At 74.4% G+C, this 16,209-nt stretch carries 13 protein-coding genes and 2 pseudogenes; 2 read left to right on the forward strand and 13 right to left on the reverse strand.

The features are described from left to right. Positions 1-9: 9 nt before the first annotated feature. The 7 genes and pseudogenes from hydA to ACZ501_RS25930 all read right to left on the reverse strand — a co-directional run bounded on the left by hydA (position 10) and on the right by ACZ501_RS25930 (position 6,911). Positions 10-1,398 carry a dihydropyrimidinase gene (hydA, locus tag ACZ501_RS25900; RefSeq protein ID WP_468798487.1) on the reverse strand — a complete coding sequence of 463 codons (1,389 nt, stop codon included), beginning with the start codon at positions 1,396-1,398 and terminating at the stop codon, positions 10-12. A gap of 198 nt (positions 1,399-1,596) precedes the next feature. Continuing rightward, a pseudogene (locus tag ACZ501_RS25905) lies at positions 1,597-2,073 on the reverse strand (amidohydrolase family protein); the annotation flags it as partial. 10 nt (positions 2,074-2,083) lie between these two features. After that, positions 2,084-3,379, reverse strand: a complete 1,296-nt coding sequence (locus ACZ501_RS25910) for an aspartate aminotransferase family protein (RefSeq protein ID WP_468798490.1) — start codon at positions 3,377-3,379, stop codon at positions 2,084-2,086. Beyond that, positions 3,376-4,218 carry a nitrilase-related carbon-nitrogen hydrolase gene (locus ACZ501_RS25915; protein WP_362465224.1) on the reverse strand — a complete coding sequence of 281 codons (843 nt, stop codon included), beginning with the start codon at positions 4,216-4,218 and terminating at the stop codon, positions 3,376-3,378. Before ACZ501_RS25915 ends, ACZ501_RS25910 begins: the two co-directional genes overlap by 4 nt. A 167-nt stretch (positions 4,219-4,385) precedes the next feature. Further along, entirely contained in the window at positions 4,386-6,356 is a 1,971-nt protein-coding gene (locus tag ACZ501_RS25920; RefSeq protein WP_468798493.1) for a hypothetical protein, read from the reverse strand. A 23-nt stretch (positions 6,357-6,379) separates the two neighbouring features. Then, positions 6,380-6,559: a hypothetical protein gene (locus tag ACZ501_RS25925; protein ID WP_362465115.1), complete on the reverse strand. Its 180-nt coding sequence runs from the start codon at positions 6,557-6,559 to the stop codon at positions 6,380-6,382. A 100-nt stretch (positions 6,560-6,659) separates the two neighbouring features. Beyond that, a complete protein-coding gene (locus ACZ501_RS25930) occupies positions 6,660-6,911 on the reverse strand; it encodes a helix-turn-helix domain-containing protein (RefSeq protein ID WP_361603255.1) in 252 nt (83 codons plus the stop codon). Positions 6,912-6,976: 65 nt separating this feature from the next. Here ACZ501_RS25930 and map point away from each other — a divergent pair, with 65 nt between their 5' ends. After that, complete coding sequence (gene map / locus ACZ501_RS25935; RefSeq protein ID WP_362465109.1) at positions 6,977-7,744, forward strand: type I methionyl aminopeptidase; 768 nt, start codon at positions 6,977-6,979, stop codon at positions 7,742-7,744. A 12-nt stretch (positions 7,745-7,756) separates the two neighbouring features. Here the strand turns inward: map and ggt are convergent, their stop codons facing one another. Further along, positions 7,757-9,556: a gamma-glutamyltransferase gene (gene ggt / locus ACZ501_RS25940; RefSeq protein ID WP_468798496.1), complete on the reverse strand. Its 1,800-nt coding sequence runs from the start codon at positions 9,554-9,556 to the stop codon at positions 7,757-7,759. A 101-nt stretch (positions 9,557-9,657) separates the two neighbouring features. On the opposite strand from ggt, the gene ACZ501_RS25945 reads away from it, so the two are divergent. Then, positions 9,658-10,380 (forward strand): hypothetical protein, encoded by a 723-nt coding sequence (locus tag ACZ501_RS25945; protein WP_361603264.1) that lies wholly within the window; start codon positions 9,658-9,660, stop codon positions 10,378-10,380. Here the strand turns inward: ACZ501_RS25945 and ACZ501_RS25950 are convergent. The 5 genes and pseudogenes from ACZ501_RS25950 to murJ form a co-directional block, all read right to left on the reverse strand. Then, a pseudogene (locus ACZ501_RS25950) lies at positions 10,340-11,612 on the reverse strand (cytochrome P450). The gene ACZ501_RS25945 and the pseudogene ACZ501_RS25950 sit on opposite strands and share 41 nt — an antisense overlap. Before the next feature lie 44 nt (positions 11,613-11,656). Further along, positions 11,657-12,220 (reverse strand): hypothetical protein, encoded by a 564-nt coding sequence (locus tag ACZ501_RS25955; protein WP_468798499.1) that lies wholly within the window; start codon positions 12,218-12,220, stop codon positions 11,657-11,659. Then, positions 12,217-13,662: an ATP-binding protein gene (locus ACZ501_RS25960; protein ID WP_468798502.1), complete on the reverse strand. Its 1,446-nt coding sequence runs from the start codon at positions 13,660-13,662 to the stop codon at positions 12,217-12,219. The genes ACZ501_RS25955 and ACZ501_RS25960 overlap by 4 nt, the downstream gene beginning before the upstream one ends. Before the next feature lie 3 nt (positions 13,663-13,665). Then, positions 13,666-14,346 carry a response regulator transcription factor gene (locus tag ACZ501_RS25965; protein ID WP_361603276.1) on the reverse strand — a complete coding sequence of 227 codons (681 nt, stop codon included), beginning with the start codon at positions 14,344-14,346 and terminating at the stop codon, positions 13,666-13,668. A gap of 22 nt (positions 14,347-14,368) precedes the next feature. Further along, positions 14,369-16,027, reverse strand: a complete 1,659-nt coding sequence (murJ, locus tag ACZ501_RS25970) for a murein biosynthesis integral membrane protein MurJ (RefSeq protein WP_468798505.1) — start codon at positions 16,025-16,027, stop codon at positions 14,369-14,371. Between the last annotated feature and the right edge of the window lie 182 nt (positions 16,028-16,209).

Raw genomic sequence — 16,209 nt, forward strand, 5'->3', positions numbered from 1 at the left:
GGACACCCTCTAGAGGTACTGGCAGGTGGAACGGTGGACGAAGGCCCCGTGTCCGGCCCGGCCGGTGTACTCGCGGCGGTCGATGACGAGTTCTCCGCGCGAGAGAACCGTGTCGACGCGCCCGGTGATCCGCCTGCCCTCATACGCCGAGTAGTCCACGTTCATGTGGTGCGTCTCGGCGGAGATGACCTGCTCGGCGTGCGGATCGTAGAGGACGATGTCGGCGTCCGAGCCCGGCGCGATGGTGCCCTTCTGCGGGTAGAGGCCGAACATCCGGGCCGGGGTCGCGCAGCCGATCTCGATCCAGCGACGGCGGCTGATGTGCCCGTCCAGGACCGCCTGGTGCAGGAGGTCCATGCGGTTTTCGACACCCGGGAGGCCGTTGGGGATCTTCGAGAAGTCGCCGCGGCCCAGCTCCTTCTGGCCCCGGAAGCAGAACGGGCAGTGGTCGGTGGAGACCACCTGGAGGTCGTTCGTCCGCAGGCCACGCCACAGGGCCGCCTGGTGCTCCTTCGGCCTCAGCGGCGTGGAGCAGACGTACTTGGCGCCCTGGAAGTCCGGCTCGGCGAGGTTGTCGGTGGACAGGAACAGGTACTGCGGGCAGGTCTCCCCGAAGACCGGCAGGCCCTTGTCGCGGGCGGCAGCCAGCTCAGCGACGGCCTCCTCCGCCGACACGTGGACCACGTAGAGGGGGGAGCCGGCGACCCGCGCGAGCTGGATCGCCCGGTGGGTTGCCTCGGCCTCCAGGAGGACCTTGCGGACCTCGCCGTGGTGGCGGGGGTCGGTCTCCCCGCGCGCGAGTGCCTGCTCGATGAGGACGTCGATGGCGATGCCGTTCTCGGCGTGCATCATGATCAGCCCGCCGTTACCGGAGGCCCGCTGCATGGCGCGCAGGATCTGGCCGTCATCCGAGTAAAAGACCCCCGGATATGCCATAAACAATTTGAACGAACTTACGCCTTCTTCGACGAGGCCGTCCATTTCCTTGAGCGTGTGCTCGTTGACGTCCGACACGATCATGTGGAATGCGTAGTCGATCGCGCATTTTCCGTCGGCCTTGGCGTACCAGGCGTCCAGGCCGGCCCGCAGGGATTGTCCCTGCGACTGGACCGCGAAGTCGATGATCGTCGTAGTGCCGCCCCACGCTGCAGCTCGCGTCCCGGTCTCGAACGTGTCCGACGCAAAGGTGCCACCGAACGGCAGCTCCATGTGCGTGTGCGCGTCAACCCCACCCGGGATCACATATTTGTGGGAGGCGTCGATCACCCGGTCGGCGGTCCAGTCCTGGCTGCCTGCGGTCGCCATCGCCACGACGCGGCCATCCTCGATCAGAACGTCCGCATGCAGCTCTTCGGCAGCGGTGATCACCAGGCCACCGGTAATGAGAGTTCTGGTCATGTCCGATCCCTTCCCGTCAGAATGCCGGAGTCAGAGGGCCGTCGGCGGGGATACCGCACGGAAAGCGGTATCCCCGTCGGCCGCAGCAGCCAGCGCCGTGCCGGCATCCCGCGAAGCGACGCCGCGCATCACTCACCACAAGGCTTCCGGACCGACTAGGTCGCCGAGTCCCCGTGAAGATTCCTGGTCACGCGAGCCAACGAAACTCTTGAAGGAGGTGATCCCCTCGCCGACGAGGTGGTCCATCTCCTTCAGGGTCCCCTCGTTGACGTCCGAGAGGATCATGTGGAAGGCGTAGTCGACCGCGCAGTTGCCGTCGGCCTTGTCGTACCAGGTGTCGAGCCCCTCGCGCAGGGAGCGGCCCACGCTCTGCACGGCGAAGTCGACGATGGTGGTGGTGCCTCCCCAGGCGGCGGCGCGGGTGCCGGTCTCGAAGGTGTCCGAGGCGGCGGTGCCGCCGAAGGGGAGTTCCATGTGGGTGTGCGCGTCGACCCCGCCGGGGATGACGTACTTCCCGCTCGCGTCGATCGTCCGGTCGGCCGTCCAGGCGCCGGCGGCCGCCGAGCCGTGCGCGGCCAGCGCCGCCACGCGGCCGTTCTCGATCAGGACGTCCGCGTGGAGTTCGTCGGCGGCGGTGACGACCAGACCGCCGCTGATCAGCGTACGGATGCTCATGTGCGTCCCCCTACTGGATGCTGCGCAGCGCCTGTTGAAGGATCTCGGCGCCCTCTTCCGCCTCGGCGACGGTGAGGGACAGCGGCGGCGCGATCCGCAGCGCGCTGGTGGCGTGCCCGCCGCCCTTGCCGAGCAGCAGCCCGCCCTCGCGGGCGGCCTCCAGCACGGCCGCGGCGGCCTGCGGGTCGGCCCGGTCGGTGCCCGGCTCCGTCAGCTCGATCGCGGCCATCAGGCCCCGGCCGCGGACCTCGCGTACGGCGGGCACGCCGGCCGTGATGGCGCGCAGCCGCTCCAGGAGCAGGCCGCCGACGCGCCGGGCGTTGCCCTGGAGGTCGTGTTCCAGCAGGTACGAGAGGTTGGCGAGGCCGGCCGCCATGGTGACCGGGGAGCCGCCGAAGGTGGAGATGGACTGGGAGTCGAGGCAGTTCATCACCTCGGCGCGGGCCACGACGCCGCCGATGGACATGCCGTTGCCGATGCCCTTGGCGAAGGTGAGGATGTCCGGCGGGCCGCTCCGGGCGTGGGCCTGCCAGCCCCAGAAGTGCTCGCCGGTGCGGCCCCAGCCGGTCTGCACCTCGTCGCTGATCCACAGGATGCCGTGCCGGTCGAGGACCTCGCGGAAGGCCCCGTACAGCCCGTCGGGCGGTGAGGTGAACCCGCCGACGCCCTGCACCGGTTCGGCGATGAGGGCGGCCACGCCGCCGCGCGCCTGGCCCAGTACGTCCTCGAGGTCCGCGACGGCCGCGGCGGTGAAGGCGGCGTCGTCGAGGTGGGCGAAGGGGCCGCGGGTGCGGACCGCGCCGTGCACGTAGTAGGTCTGCAGCGGGGAGAGGCTGGTCGTGGACCAGTTCCGGTTGCCGGTGACCGAGACGGTGGAGAACGACCTGCCGTGGTAGCTGTTGCGCATCGCCAGGATCTGGTTGGAGCGGCGGTACGTGGTCGCGAGCAGCAGGGCGGTGTCGTTGGCCTCGGTGCCGGAGGTGGTGAAGAAGACCCGGGCGTCGGGGATGCCGGACAGGGCGGCGACCCGTTCGGCCAGCTCGATCATGGGCCGGTTGAGGTAGAGGGTGGAGGTGTGGATGATCCGCCCGGCCTGTTCGGAGACGGCCTTGGTGACCTCGGGGAGGGCGTGGGCGGTCATCGTGGTGAGGATGCCGCCGAAGAAGTCCAGGTAGCGGTTGCCGTCGGCGTCCCAGACGTGGCGGCCCTCGCCGTGGGTGAGCTCGATGGGGCGGTCGTAGTAGAGCGCGAGCCAGTCGGGCAGGACGGTGCGGTGGCGGCTGTGCAGCGGGATGGGGTTGGTCACGGCTGGACGAGTCCTCCGTAGGCGTCGGGGCGGCGGTCGCGGTAGAAGGCCCACTGGTCGCGGACCTCCTTGATCAGGTCGAAGTCCAGGTCCCGGACGAGGAGTTCCTCCTCCTTGTCGCTGGCGACGTCGCCGACGAACTGACCGCGGGGGTCGACGAAGTAGCTGGTCCCGTAGAAGTCGTTGTCCCCGTACTCCTCCTGGCCGACGCGGTTGATGGCGGCGACGAAGTACTCGTTGGCGACGGCCGCGGCGGGCTGCTCCAGCTGCCACAGGTGGGAGGACAGGCCGCGGTGGGTGGCGGAGGGGTTGTAGACCAGATGGGCGCCGGCGAGGCCCAGTTGGCGCCAGCCCTCGGGGAAGTGGCGGTCGTAGCAGATGTAGACGCCGACCCTGCCGACGGCGGTGTCGAAGACGGGCCAGCCGAGGTTGCCCGGGCGGAAGTAGTACTTCTCCCAGAAGCCCTTGACCTGCGGGATGTGGTGCTTGCGGTACTTGCCGAGGTAGCTGCCGTCGGCGTCGATGACGGCGGCGGTGTTGTAGTAGAACCCCTCGCTCTCCCGCTCGAAGACCGGGACGACGATCACCATGCCGGTCTCGCGGGCCAGGTCCTGCATCCGGCGCACGGTGGGGCCGTCGGGCACGGGCTCGGCCCAGCGGTAGTGCTCGGGCTCCTGGACCTGGCAGAAGTAGGGGGCGTTGAACACCTCCTGGAAGCCGATGATCCGCGCGCCCTGGGCGGCCGCCCGGCGGGCGTGCGCCTCGTGCTTGGCGATCATCGACTCGGTGTCTCCGGTCCAGGTGGCCTGGACGAGTGCGGCGCGGACGACTTGGGCCATGAGCTGCTCCTCGCGACGGGAACGCCGGCTTCTACGCACGTAGACGGTGTCCGTAGGGAGTCGAAGGTAGGCCTCGTCACAGCGCGGGGCAAGACCACCTTGCGCGGTTGGAGTAGTCGATCACGTTACGTCGCCCCGTGGTCGTTTGCGGTCAGCAGACGGGCGGTTCAGGCCACGGGGAGTCCGGCCACCCGGAGGGCGTGCGCCAGGTCGCGGTGCCGGGCGGCGGACAGGGCGCGGGCGGCGCGCAGCAGCCGCGGGGCGAACCAGTGCGGGTCGCGCCGGGCCAGGCCGGCCGCCTCCTCTGCGGTGCGCAGCCGGACGAAGGCGCCGAGCAGGGCCTGGGCCTCGCGGTCCCGGCCGGCGGCGCCGAGGGCGAGCGCCGCCTCGGCGACCTCGGCGGCCGGCCGGGCCACGCCCTGGCGCAGCAGGCCGTCGCAGTCGGCCTCGCGCCCGGCGTCGCCGAGGGCCGCGGCGGCGGCCGCGAGCCGGTCGGGCGGGAGGGAGGCCGCCTCCCAGAGCAGGGTGGCCCAGTCGGCGGCCAGTCCGGCGCGGCCGAGCTCGGCGGCGAGGGCGGGCAGGTGGGCGGCGGGCCAGGCCGCGGCCTCGCACAGCAGGGCGTGCGCCTCGCCGGTACGCCCCTGCGCGCGAAGCGCGAGCAGCCCGGCGGCGAACCCGCGGCGCGGACCGGACCCCGGGGCCCCGCCGTGCACCGGATGCGCGGCCCGGCTCGGGCCGGGGGCGGGGGGCTCGTGGAAGTCGGACGGGGTGACGTCCTGCGGGGCGGTCGGCCCGGGCGGGGTGGCCTCCTGCGGGGCGGGCGGCCCGGGCGGGGCGGCGTCCTGCCGGGCGGTCGGCCCGGGCGGGGCGGCCTCCTGCCGGGCGGTCGGCCCGGGCGGGGCGGCCTCCTGCCGGGCCGTCGGCCCGGGCGGGGCGGCGTCCTGCCGGGCGGTCGGCCCGGGCGGGGTGGCCTCCTGCCGGGGGGTCGGCCCGGGCGGGGCGGCGTCCTGCCGGGCGGTCGGCTCCGGCCGGGTCCGGTCGGCGGCCAGACGGGCGAAGCGGGCGCCGCGCGGGGCCGGGACGGGGAGGTCCGGGACGGCTCCGACCGCGCCGGGCAGCCCGCCCGGCGGGACGGGGGCGGCGGCCGGGCCCGCGTACCGGGCGCCCCCGCCGCGCCGCCGCCCCTCCTGCTGGGCGGGCACCCCGGCCGCCTGTGGCAGGTGGGCCGACTCCCGCGTCGCCGACGGCGGTTGCAGTTGCGGCGAGGCACCCGACTCCGAGTGCGGCTCCGCATGCGGGTACGACTGCGGCCCGAGCGGCTGCGACCGGTGGGCCGGCTCCGCCCTCGGCTCCCACTGCCCCAACGGCCGTCGCTCCTGCGGCGAGGCACCCGACTTCCCCTGCGGATCCGCTTGCGGCTGCGGCCGGTGGGCCGACTGCCCCTGCGGCTCCCACTCCGCCAACGGCGGTTGCGGCTGCGGCGAGCCACCCGACTCCGGCGGCGACTCCGGCAGCGGTTCCCCCTGCGGCTCCAGGTCCGGATCCGCTCGCGGCTGCGGCTCGGGCGCCGACTCCGGGTGGGGATCCGCTCGCGGGTGCGACTGCGGTTCGGGCGCCGGCTCCCACTCGGGCTCCGACCGCGGCAGCGGTAGGGCCGCCAGGCGGGACGTGAGGTCCGCGTGGCGGGCGGCGGCGCGGGCCGCGTCGTCCCGGGTCCAGGCCAGCTCCCGGCTCAGGGCGGCCGCCTCCGCCGGGTCCCCGGCGGCGCCGAGCCGGGCGGTCAGGCTCCGCAGCGCCTCCGCCAGCGCGGTCCGCTGCCCGGCCGTCGCCGCCAGCAGGGCGCGCAGCTCGCGCGCCCCGCCCGGCATCGCGTCCCAGGCGGCGACGGCGGCCGCCCGCAGCCCGGCCGCGTACTGGGCCTCGCCCGCCGCACCGCCCGGCTCCCCCGGCAGGTCGGCGAGCAGCGATTCCAGTACGTCCCAGGGCGGCACCGCGACCCCGTCCAGGCAGGCGCGCATCCCCTCCGGGTCCCGCCGCAGGAACTCCCCGTACCAGCCGGTACCGGGATCCAGTCGCTGGGTCAACCCCCGGAGGTAGTCCGTGAGTTGCCCGATCACCCGCGCAGTCGGCGTCTCCATGCACGCATTGCACCGCACCGGTGTTACGAGCGGGCTACGGACATCTCAAACCTGGACGGCGAACCCGTGAGGAAACCGGCGCCCGGGGCCAGGGCGCCGGCCCGGCCCTTCGGGGCGGAGCAGGCGGCGGCCAGCAGACCGGCGGCGAGGAGGCCGCCGAGGAGTGCGAGACCGAGTCGCTTCGCTGCGTTCGTGGCTGACACGCCCTGACGCCTGCCCCGGACGCCGCCGCTCCCACCGCTCCTTGCGCCGTTCGGCCGCCGGAGACCCCTCGGCGGGCTCCTTCCGTACGCCGGGCGGCCGTCAGGCGGGCACGAGCGCGCAGCGGCGTACGACCTCGTCCAGGGAGAGCCCGAGCACTCCGGCGAGGGCGGCGACCGTGAAGAAGGCGGGCGTGGGCGCGCGGCCCGTCTCGATCTTGCGGAGGGTCTCGGCGGAGAGCCCGGCTCCGGCGGCGACCTCGACCATGCTGCGGCCGGCGCGCGCCTCGCGCAGCAGCGCGCCCAGGCGCTCGCCGCGCTCGCGCTCTTCGGGTGTCAGAGGGGTTCGGACCATGCCGCCATCCTACCCCGCACCCCCAATAACTATCCCGGTAAAGTTATACCGGTATAGTTATTGGCATGGTTCAACTGAAGACCGATCGAGCGATCGACGAGATGCGCGCCGCCGGCCGGGTGGTCGCGCACGCCCTGGCCGCCGTACGCGGAGCCGCCCGGGTCGGGGTTTCCCTGCTGGAGCTGGACGCGGTGGCCCGCGGGGTGCTGCGCGAGGCCGGGGCCACCTCCCCCTTCCTCGGCTACCGGCCGCACTTCGCGCCGGTGCCCTTCCCCGCGGTGGTGTGCGCCTCGGTCAACGACGCGATCGTGCACGGTGTCCCCGACGGCTACCGCCTGCGCGACGGGGACCTGGTCAGCATCGACTGCGGGGCGAAGCTGCGCGGCTGGGTCGGGGACGCCGCCGTCAGCTTCACCGTCGGCCGCCCCCGCCCCGCCGACCTGCTGCTCATCGGCACGGCCGAGCGGGCCCTGGCGGCCGGCATCGCCGCCGCCGTGCCCGGCAACCGGATCGGCGACATCGCCCACGCGATCGGGACCGTCTGCCGCTCCGCCGGGTACGGCATCCCCGAGGGCTTCGGCGGCCACGGCGTGGGCCGCGGCATGCACGAGGACCCCGGCGTCCCCAACGAGGGCCCGCCGGGGCGCGGCATGAGGCTGCGCCCCGGCATGGTCATCGCGATCGAGCCGATGCTCGTCGCCGGCGGTACGGACGACTACACCTGCGACCCCGACGGCTGGACCCTGCGCACCACCGACGGCTCCCGCGCCGCCCATGCCGAGCACACCGTCGCGGTCACCGCCGGCGGCCCCAGGATCCTGACGGCCCTGTAGACCGTCCGGCCGCTACGGCTTGCCGTGCGGGTGCACCACCATCGCCGAGCCGCCGCCCCGGCGGGTGGTCTCGGCCGCCGCCAGCCAGCGGCCGTCGGGCAGGCGCTGGACGCCGGTCGCGGCGCCGATCTCGGGGTTCTGCCGGAAGGCGTGGCCCAGGCCCTCCAGTTCGGTGCGCAGCGGGCTGTTCCACAGGGCCGGCTCCAGTTCCGTGGTGGTCTGGTTGCGCTGGCTGGCGCGCGGCGCCGCGATGGCGTCCACCAGGGGCAGGCCGCGGTCCAGGTGGCCGGTCAGGGTCTGCAGGACGGTGGTGATGATGGTGGCGCCACCGGGCGACCCGACCGCCAGGACCGGCCGGCCGTGCTCCAGGACGATGGTCGGGGAGATCGAGGAGCGCGGGCGCTTGCCCGGCCCGGGCAGGTTCGGGTCCGGGACGCCGGGGGCCGCCGGGGCGAAGGAGAAGTCGGTCAGCTCGTTGTTGAGCAGGAAGCCGCGCCCGGGGACGGTGAGGGCGCTGCCGCCGGTGGACTCGATGGTCAGGGTGTAGGCGACGACGTTGCCCCAGCGGTCGGCGACCGTCAGGTGGGTGGTGTTCTCCCCCTCGTAGGTGGTGGGGGCCGGCCCGCCCGTGGTGGCGCAGGGCACGGGATTGCGGGGGTCGCCGGGGGTCAGCGGGCTGGTCAGGGCCCGGTCGGGCCTGATGAGGCAGGCGCGGGTGTCGGCGTACCGCTGCGAGAGGAGCTCGCGCGTGGGGACGGGGACGGCGGCCGGGTCGCCGACCCAGCGGCCCCGGTCGGCGAAGGCGATCCGGGAGGCCTCGATGTAGTGGTGCAGGTACTGCGCCGGGGACAGCTTCGACAGGTCGGTGCGCTCGAGGATGTTCAGCGCCTCGCCGACGGTGGTGCCGCCGGAGGAGGACGGCGCCATGCCGTAGACGTCCAGGCCCCGGTAGCCCACCCGGGTCGGGGCCTGCCGCTTGGTCTCGTACGCGCGCAGGTCGGCCGTGGTCAGGTCGCCGGGGCGGACGTTGCGGGTGGCGGACGGGTCGACGGGGGGCTTGCGGACGGTGTTGACGATGTCCTCGGCGATCGGTCCCCGGTAGAGCGCGCCGGTGCCCTTGCGGGCGAGTTCGGCGTAGGTCGCGGCGAGGTCCGGGTTCTTGAAGGTCGAGCCGACGACGGGGGGCTGCCCGCCGGGCAGGAACAGCTCGCGGGTGGCGGGGAAGTCCTTGAACCGGTCCTGGTTGGCCTCGGTCTGGGCGCGGAAGGTGGCGTCGACCGTGAAGCCGTCCCGGGCCAGTTTCTCCGCCGGGCGCAGGAGCTGGGCGAGGGGGCGGCTGCCCCAGGCGTCGAGGGCGCTCTTCCAGGTGGCGGGGGTGCCGGGGACGCCGACCGCGCGGCCGCTGGTCTGGCCTTCGGCGAAGGGGATGGGCGCGCCGTTCTCCTGGAAGAGTGCCGCGGTGGCCGAGGCGGGCGCGGTCTCGCGGCCGTCGATGGTGTGCACCCGGCGGGACCGGGCGTCGTAGTAGACGAAGTAGCCGCCCCCGCCGATCCCGGCGGAGTACGGCTCGGTGACCCCGAGCGCGGCGGCGGTGGCGACCGCGGCGTCGACGGCGTTGCCGCCGGCGCGCAGGACCGCGATGCCGGCCGCGGAGGCGTCGGCGTCCGCACTGGCGACGGCCCCGCCGTATCCAGCGGCGACCGGCACCTTGGGCGGGGCGGGGCTCTGCTGGGGCGGAGCCGCGGCCCCGGTGGAGACGAGCGCCCCGGCGAGGGCGGCGAACGCAAAGTGACGTGCTGCGAAGGCGCGCATCCGGTTCCTCCAGTCGACTGCCTGTCAGGCCTGGGAGCGGCAGCCTAGCTTCGCCGCACCCCCCGCGTCAGGAAGGCGGTGCGGCGGCTACCATCCGCGGCATGAACGATGACGTCCGCAACATCGTGCTCGGGGTGGTCGCCACTGCCGTCAGCGGTGGTTTCGGCTGGTTCACGCGGACGTACCTGTGGCGCCGCGCCCTCCGCCGCAAGCAGGCCTTCTTCGGGCTGCCGACCGGCTCGGACTGCCTGTTCGTGGCGAACCGGCAGGTGGGCGGTACGGAGTCCTCGCTGCACCGCAGCGACGCCTTCGCGCTGTTGGAGATATCCGCCCTGATACGGGACTGCGGGGCGACGGTGCGGATCGTCACGCACGAAGCCCGCCAGGGTTTCGGTGAGCGGGCGGAGTTCTGCGTCGGCGGTCCGGCCTCCAACTCCCGCACGGTGGCCCACCTGCACTCCATGCTGCCGGGCGTGCGGGTCGACCTCTCCACCGAGCCCGGCCCCGGCCGGGGGGCGATCAGCGTCGGCGGGGAGGCGTACCGCTGGGAGCCGGGCCTGGTGGAGTACGTCCTGCTGGCGCGGCTGACGGCCGGGGAGGGCGCGCGGCCGGTGTTCCTGCTGTCGGGGCAGACCGCCAACAGCAACCAGGCGGCGGCCCGTTACCTGGCCAGGCACCATGAGGCGCTGGCCCGTACCTACCGCGGCGGCTCCTTCTGCCTCGTGCTGAAGGTGGTCAACTCCGATGCCTACGGGCCGGACGTGACGGAGCTGGTGGCCGACGTCACCGCCGCGGCCCGGACACCCGCAGCGGCAGCCGCGTGATGCCGTTGATGAAGTTGGAGACCAGCCGGCGGGGCTCTCCCGCGAGTTCGGGAGCGGGCATGGCGGCGCGCCACTCCTCGTAGAGGGGTGCGCAGCTGGAGCCGGGCGAAGTGGGCGCCGAGGCACACGTGAGGGCCCTCGCCGAAGGAGACGTGCGGGTTCGGGGAGCGGTCGGGGTCGAGGCGGTGCGGGTCGGTGAAGACGCGCTCGTCGTGGTTGGCGGCGGCGTGGAAGACGACGACCTTGTCGCCGGCCCGGACCGGGGTGCCGGCGAGTGCGGTGTCGCGGGTGGCGGTGCGGCGGAAGCTGAGCACCGGCGGGTGGACGCGCAGCAGCTCCTCGGTGGCCCGGTCCACCGGGGCGGTGCCGTCGGCGAGGCGCCGGTAGGCCTCGGGGTGGCGGGCCAGGGCGAGCAGGCCGCCCGGCGCGGCGCTGCGTACGGTGTCGTTGCCGGCGACGGTCAGCAGGAAGAAGAACATCTCCAGCTCGGCGGGCTCCAGTCCGGCCTGCGCGAGGGCGGTCATCACGTCGTCGCCGGGGTGGGCGCGCTTGTGGGCGGCCAGTTCGCGGGCGTACGCGAACATCTCGCCGAGCAGGGCCGGGGAGCGCGGGTTCAGCGGTGTGCCGTCCGGGCCGAGGAGCGGCGCGGGGGCGTCCTCGGGGTCCTGGTAGCCGATGATCCGTACGGTCCACTCCAGCAGCAGGCCCCGGTCGGCGGGCGGGACGCCCAGCAGGTCGGTGAGGTTGAGCAGGGCGTACTCGTCGGTGACGGCCCGCACCACGTCCGCGGCGCCGTCCTCGGCCCCGGCGCGGGCGGCGGCGAGGAGGGTGCGGGCGCGCTCGCGGACCCGGCCCGCGAAGGCGTCGACCCGGGCGGGGGTGAAGGCGCGGGCGACGAGGCGGCGCAGCCGGCCGTGCCGGGGAGGGTCCTGGTTGAGCATGGTGCTGCGCAGGAACGGCAGGTCCGCCGGGTCGGGGTCGCGGATCTGGGTGGCGCCGGTCCAGGAGGAGTACGTGGCGTGGTCGCGCAGCACGCGGACGACGTCGGCGTGCCGGGTGACGGCCCAGAACCCGGGCCCGGCGGGCCAGCCCTGGACCTCGGGCTCCTCCTGCCAGGCCACCGGGTGCCGCTCGCGCAGCAGCCGGTACCGCTCGTGCGGGATGCCGCCGGCGTAGAGGCGGGGGTCGAAGACGTCGGGGATGCCGGGGGCCCGGGCGGCGGCGCGTTCCATGGCCCACACGGTGGCGGCACGGCGGGGCCGCCCGCAAGGGGCCGTCAGGTCCCCGCCGCCCCCGCCGTCCCCGCCGTCCCGGACGCGGCCCCGGCCCCGGACCCGGCCCCGGCGTCGCAGCCGGCCGCCTCCAGTGCGGTGTCGGTGCCGTGCAGCTCCACCCGCGTGCCCGGGGCGAGGGTGGACAGGGCGCTGCACACCAGCTGGCGGCGGGCCAGCGGGTCCAGGTCCGCCACGGGGAGGGGCAGCCGCACCTCCAGCAGGTCCCGCGCCGGGTAGCCGGCCGTGATCTCCTCCAGCCGGCGTTCCTCGACCGGCGGCAGCCGGGTGCCCAGCCCGGCCTCGGCTTCCGCGGCGCCGGGGCCGCTGAGCAGTCCCGTGAGGCTGCCCCGGGGGCCGTTGGCGGTGTGCTCGGGCTGCGGCGAGGGAACCAGCCGCCCCTCGGGGGTGACGAAGTACGCCAGCGAGGTGCGGGCGGGCGCGGCGACGGCGACCTTGGCGGCCGCGCCGCTCTCCACGACCCCGGTGGGCTTGATCCCGCAGGCGGTGAGCAGCAGCGGCGGGCCGAGCAGGGCAGCGGCCGCCGCGAGGGTCCGCGTCCGGCTCATCCGGTGGCCTCCAGGGGCATGTCGAGGGTGAACACCGCTCCGCCGCCGGGTGCGTTCGCCGCGGTCAGGGTGCCGCCGTGCAGCCGGACGTTCTCCAGGGCGATGGCGAGCCCGAGGCCGCTGCCGGCGGAGCGGGCCCGGGCGGCGTCGGCTTTGAAGAAGCGCTCGAAGACGTGCGGCAGCGCCTCCTCGGCGATGCCCGGGCCGCTGTCGGCGACCTCCAGCAGCAGGCGCTCCCCGCCCGGGTGCTCCTCGGTGCGCACGGTGATCCGCACGGGTGCGTCGCCGTGCCGCAGCGCGTTGCCGACGAGGTTGGCCAGCACCACGTCGAAGCGGCGCGGGTCCAGCCGGGCGCGGATCCCGTCGGGCAGGTCGGTGGTGATCCGCTCGTCGTCCCAGCGGCGGCGCTCCAGGGTCTTGACCACGGCCTCGGCCATGTCGACCTCGTCGGGGTTGAGTCCGGCGGCGCGGGCGTCGAAACGGGAGATCTCCATCAGGTCCTCGACGAGGACGGCGAGCTTCCCGGTCTCGGTGCTGATCAGCCGCAGGGCCTTGGCGGTGTCGGGGCCGAGGCCGGCGGCGTCCTCGTCGAGCACCTCGGTGACGGCGAGCATCCCGGCGAGCGGGGTGCGCAGTTCGTGGGAGACGTCGGCGGCGAACCGGCGGGCCCGGGCTTCGGCCCCGCGCAGTTCGGCCACGGACTCCTCGAGGGCCGCGGCGGTCTCGTTGAAGGTGCGGGCGAGACCCGCGAGTTCGTCCGCCCCCCGGACCTCGATCCGGGTGTCGAGGCGGCCCCGGCCCAGGTTCTGCGCGGCGCGCCGCATGTCCCGTACGGGGCGCAGGACGCTGCGCGCGGCCAGCAGGGCGGGAACGAGCGCGATGGCGAGGCCGGGGACGGCGCCCTGCTTGGCGGCCTCGACCATGGCGTCGACGGTCTGCTGTTCGCTGGTCAGGGGCATGACGGCGTAGACGGTGACCCCGGTCGGCTCGCGGTCGCCGCCGCGCGTGAAGACGGCGGGCATGCCGATGGTGAGGTAGGGCTCGCCGCGGCCGTCCCGCACGCGCTGGAAGGCACCGTGCGGGTTGGCTGCGACCTGGTCGCGCAGGGCGTCGGTGAGGACGGCGGAGGTGGTGGGGGTCCCGTTGGAGGAGACCCGCAGGGTGCCGTACTCCCCGTAGACCACCCAGGAGTGCGGTTTGCCGCGCTTGCCGAGGTCGTTGACGAGGCGTTGGAGCTGGGGGCGGTCCATGGGCAGGCTCATGCCCTGGCCCTCCAGCTGGTCGCGCAGGGTGCTGACCGCCGTGTCCTGGCTCTGGGTCAGGACCGCCCTGCGTGCCTGCCGGTAGGTGAGCGCGGCCGTGCTGACCGCGCAGATGGTGGCGACCAGCAGGAACGCCGCGATCAGCCGGGTGCGCAGTCCGAGCGGGGGGAGGTTGCGCACGGCCTAGAGCGGGCCGAAGCGGTAGCCGAAGCCCCGCACGGTCTGGATGTAGCGGGGGTGGCGGTCGGGGTCCTCGACCTTGTTGCGCAGCCGGCGCACGCAGGCGTCCACGAGGCGGGCGTCGGCGTGGTAGCTGTGCTCCCACACGTACTCCAGCAGCTGCTGCCGGGAGAAGACCTGCCCGGGTGAGGCCGACAGGTGGAGCAGGAGCTTGATCTCGCTGGGTGCGAGCGCGAGGCGCCTGCCGTTCTTGGCGACGGTCAGCCCGGCGCGGTCGACGGTGAGCTCGCCGTGGTGTTCCACCCCGGGCCGGCCGGCGGGGCCCTTGAGGCGGCGCAGCACGGCCTTGACGCGGGCCTCGATGATCTCGGTGCGGGCGGGTTTGACGATGTAGTCGTCGGCCCCGGCCTCCAGGCCGACGACGATGTCGAAGTCGTCGCCGCGTGCGGTGAGCATGATGACGGGGACCTGGCTGCTCTCCCGGATCCGGCGGCAGACCTGTACGCCGTTGATCCCGGGCAGCATCAGGTCCAGCAGCACCAGCTCGGGGCGGAATCCGCCGAGGAGCGCCAGGCCCTCCTCGCCGGTCCGGGCGGCGCTCACCTCGTGGCCGCGGCGGCGCAGGCCCAGGGCGACCCCTTCCCGGATGGAAGGGTCGTCCTCGATCAGCAGTACGCGCGGCATCCGGCCCGTATTCCAGGGTGCTTCATGTGCTTTCCTCCCGGTTTCGTCCGACCTTCCGGCGCAGGGAGTCCAGCAGGTCGGTGATCTCCGCCAGGCGCAGCGGCCGGGCGAGGAGTACGACGACCAGGGCGAGCGCGGCGGTTCCCGCTCCGGCCGCGGCGAAGGCCCCGAGGCCCTCGGCGGCGCGGGCGGCCCCGTACCCGGCGGCGGCCGCGGGCAGGCAGGCGCCGGCCAGCCGGAGGTGGGTGGAGAGGGCGGTGGTCCGGTGCCGGGCGCGCGGGCCGAGCCGCCGGGAGAGGGTGCGGGCGGTGACGGCGGCGCCCCCCATGAAGGCGAGGGAGGTGGCGGCGGCCATGCCGGTGACGGCCCAGCGGGCCGGCAGCAGCAGGTAGGCGGCGCAGGAGAGCCCGGCGTTGAGGGCGACGACCACCAGGTTGAGGAAGAAGGGGGTCCGCGCGTCGGAGAGGGCGTAGAAGCCGCGGGCCATCACGTACTGCGCGGAGTAGGCGAGGAGGCCGGGGGCGAAGGCGATGAGCATGCCGGCCATCGCCGCGACGCCGGCGGGGGTGACGTCCCCGTATCCGGCGGCGCAGTCCACCACCCAGGGGGCCAGCGCGGCGAACAGCGCGGCGGCGGGGATCACCAGGGCGGCGCTGGAGCGCAGCGCGTACGAGACGTCCTCGCGGACGGAGGCGAGGTCGCCGTCGGCGGCGGCCGCGCTCATCCGGGGCATGAGGGCGGTGACGAGGGAGACGGTGATGATGCCCTGGGGGACGACCCACAGCTGGTAGGCGCTGCTGTAGGCGGAGTAGCCGTAGCCGGCGGCCCGGTGTCCGACGGTGGTGGAGAGCCTGGTGACCACCCAGTAGGCGATCTGGTTGGTGAAGACGAGCGCGACCAGCCAGCCCGCGTTGCGCAGGGGGCGGGTGAGGCCGCTGCCGCGCCAGTCGAAGCGGGGGCGCCAGCGGAAGCGGGCGGCGCGCAGCGAAGGGACGAGGGCGAGGGCCTGGATCACGATGCCGGCGGTGGTGCCGAGGCCCAGCAGGCGGGTCTCGGCGGCGGTGAGGCCGGCGGAGCCGGTGCGGGAGAGGTACAGGAAGAGGCCGAAGACGGCCACGACCACGAGGTTGTTGAGGACCGGGGTCCACATCATGGCGCCGAACCGGCCGCGGGCGTTCAGTACTTGGCCGAGCAGGGTGAACAGGCCGTAGAAGAGGATCTGCGGCAGGCAGAAGCGGGCGAGGGCCACGACCGTGTCGCGTGGGGCGCCGGTGTACTCGGGGGCGTACGCCTCGACGATCAGCGGCGCGGCGAGGACGGCGGTGGCGGTGACCAGCAGGAGCGCCGCCGTGCAGGCGGTCAGCAGCCGGTCGGTGTACGCGGCGCCGCCGTCGCGGTGTTCCCGGGCGGCGCGCACCAGTTCCGGTACGAAGACGGCGTTGAGCGCGCCGCCGACGAGCAGCATGTAGATGATGTTCGGGACCGTGTTGGCGACGGCGTAGCCGTCGCCGAGCAGTTCGGAGCCCAGTGCGGCGAGGACCACGGCGGAACGGACGAAGCCGGTGGCGCGGGAGACGAGGGAGCCGGCCGCCATCAGCGCGCCGCTGCGCAGTACGGAGCCCTTCGGCGGTGGGGCGGTCGCCGGGGCGGCGCCGGCCGGTCGGGTGTCGGTGGCCGTCACGGACGGTCTCCCTCGTCTGGGTTGGCTGGGGGTCGAGGGTGGAGGGTACCCCGGGCGGATCGGCGGGCCTTCGCCCGGAATTCGCGGACGGTAGCGCCGTCGACCGCTTTCCACAAGGCCGAAAGTCCTTTATCCGAAACCGACACGAGTTTTCGGCCAGGGCTCGTCGGAACCGGCCACGG

It is taken from the genome of Streptomyces sp. NPDC034085, from assembly GCF_055575555.1.